The organism is Bacillus haikouensis, assembly GCF_013179555.1.
Classification (GTDB): Bacteria; Bacillota; Bacilli; order Bacillales; family Bacillaceae_B; genus Rossellomorea; species Rossellomorea haikouensis_A.
The window spans coordinates 1-2,597 of the sequence record NZ_JABMCR010000425.1; the positions used below are offsets into that span (position 1 = coordinate 1).

3 protein-coding genes are annotated in these 2,597 nt (G+C 42.3%); 2 read left to right on the forward strand and 1 reads right to left on the reverse strand.

The features are described from left to right. Positions 1 to 342, reverse strand: a 342-nt coding sequence (locus tag HP456_RS22600; RefSeq protein ID WP_172255275.1) for a rhomboid family intramembrane serine protease, incomplete at its 3' end; no start/stop codon positions are given. Positions 343 to 453: 111 nt separating this feature from the next. On the opposite strand from HP456_RS22600, the gene acpS reads away from it, so the two are divergent. Then, positions 454 to 804, forward strand: a complete 351-nt coding sequence (gene acpS, locus HP456_RS22605) for a holo-ACP synthase (RefSeq protein WP_172255277.1) — start codon at positions 454 to 456, stop codon at positions 802 to 804. 364 nt (positions 805 to 1,168) lie between these two features. Further along, positions 1,169 to 2,182 carry a LolA family protein gene (locus HP456_RS22610; RefSeq protein ID WP_172255279.1) on the forward strand — a complete coding sequence of 338 codons (1,014 nt, stop codon included), beginning with the start codon at positions 1,169 to 1,171 and terminating at the stop codon, positions 2,180 to 2,182. Positions 2,183 to 2,597: the final 415 nt, after the last annotated feature.

Here is a 2,597-nt window from a genome sequence, read left to right on the forward strand (position 1 = left end):
GATATAGGTAATAATATTAGCGAAAATACCGCTCGCCATGTAAACAAGAATAAACCTGACCCTGCCCAGGCGATTTTCAAGCGGCGGTCCGAATAACACGAGTGAAAAAGAGTTGAATAAAAGATGAGCGAAACCGAGATGGACGAAGATAGGCGTGATGAGTCTCCACCATTCGCCTTCTTTAATATAAAGATTCACGCCAGCCAGCTGTTCATACACCCAAAGCTGTGGAAAAATGGGCAGTGCACTTACCAAAAAGAGCACGATATGAATGAAAACGATCAGTGAAATGACCGGATATAATCGTAAGAACTGGGAGAAGCTTTCCGTTCTGACAAACATAGTGTATCCTCCTAATAGAAAAGTAACCTAGCTGAAAGAATTACATGGGTTCATTATATACTATAAATAAACTATATGAGAAAAAGGACAAGAGTAGAAGGAGATCTGCATATGATTAAAGGAATAGGTATGGATATTATCGAAATTGCACGTATACGACATCTGGCAGGCCGGCAGCCGAAGTTGGTCAAAAGGGTTCTTACCATAAAGGAGCAGGGTGATCTGGAAATTTTGACGGGTTCCCGCTCCACTGAGTTCATTGCGGGCAGATTTGCCGCAAAGGAGGCTTTTGCGAAAGCAAAAGGGACGGGAATCGGTCATGCCCTTTCTTTTCAGGATATCGAGATAAGCAAAGGTCCGAACGGCAAGCCGTTTTTTTCGAAGCCTGAAGGGGTGAACGCCCATCTGTCCATCACCCACAGCAGGGAGTTTGCCGCAGCACAAGTCATCATTGAAGAGTAAGGCCCTTTTCACAACTTTGTTGGTTAAGACACAAAGAAATGCCTGAACCTAATTGTACGGACCCTTCTCGTTTAAGCTTAGTTGGAAGAAAGCATGTTCAATGTACCGGTTTTATACAAGAGGAACAATCTTATGGAAAAGGGCCGGCGGAAGAATAAAAAAGTTCGAGCTTGTCATCTTCGCTAGCATATTCCCTTAGGTTGTCTCATATATTCAGTAGTGCAATAGGAGAGACAAGGCTAGGTATATACTGTCGGTACATCCGATTGTAAGAGAGACAAAGATAAAGAGCGTCTTTTTCTTATACTGTCTAGCTTTCCCCTCTCTCAATTACGTTTATCTTGAGACAAAAGGGGTTGAAAAAATGAAGAAAAAGCTAGTTGTACTAGTGATGGCCATGCTTGCAGTGTTGATGCTGGCTGCTTGCGGGGAGAAATCGAAGGAAGACGTGACGAAGGATCTGAAGTCAAAGGTAGAGGACATGAAGGGGTATAAAGCTGACGCCAAAATGACGCTTCAGGTTGGCGATGAACCACAGACCTATGATGTGGAAGTATGGCATAATAACCCTAATTACTACCGGGTGGCTCTCAAAAATGCTGCGAAGGATCAAAGTCAAATGATTCTCCGGAATGACGAAGGAGTATTTGTCTTAACCCCTGCGCTGAATAAGAGCTTCCGCTTCCAAAGTGAATGGCCTAACAACAGCAGTCAGGCTTATCTGTATGAATCTCTGGTCCAGGATGTACTGGAAGATAAGGAAGCGACCTTTAAAGAAACGAAGAATCATTATGTATTCACGACAAAAACCCGTTATCAGAATAAGCAGATGCTTCCGACCCAGGAGATTGCCTTTAACAAGAAAGATCTGTCTCCGGCTACCGTCAAGGTGATGGATGCAGATAACAACTCTCTTGTGAAAGTGGAATTTTCCAAAATGGATATGAAAGCGGCGTTTGATAAAAAAGACTTTGATATGAAGAAGAACATGACAGGTGCCCAGCTTGAAGTTCCGGTTACAGCAAACGTGGAAGACAAGGAGTTCACTGTCCTCTATCCTATGTCCGAAATCACAGGAACTGAGCTGACAGAAGAAAAAGAAGTGGCTACAGAAAATGGAAAGCGTGTCATCCTGACGTACGATGGCGAAAAATCATTCACGATCATCCAGGAGAAAACGACAGTGGTTCCTACCATGACTGTATCGACTTCACTGAAGGGTGAATTGGTGGACTTAGGATTCACAGTCGCTGCAATGACGGATAATTCAATCAAATGGACGAGTAACGGAGTCGATTATATGCTTGCATCCAATGATTTGACTCAATCTGAAATGGTGATGCTTGCTCAGTCCGTTCAAGGATCTATGGTGAAATAGAGCGTTCAAAATGGGGCGGACCAAATTGGTTTGCCTCTTTTCTTTTGGCTCTTTTTCCATCTTTGCTGCGAACGAAAATACGGAATTTTGGTGTTTTCGAATGTGAGTCTGTATCTTGTTTAATGTTGAGCTAGTATTAGCACCTCAACAGAATACAAAAAGGTTTTGAGTCAGGACGATGCAACAACCTTCTAGAAAACTTCCTTTCTTGTTGATCACTAATGACCAATTTACACTTGCAGATCCGGAGGACTTAATCTGCCTTTTTCAAAGAAAGGTCTGTTTATTACTAGAATGAACTTTTTAGGTTATAATCCTCAAGGGGATTATGATGGCGACTCTCCAGATTAAAAATTTATGACTCTAAGGGTAATTAATAGTGCCGGTACTGAGGAAATTACCACTTTCATAATTA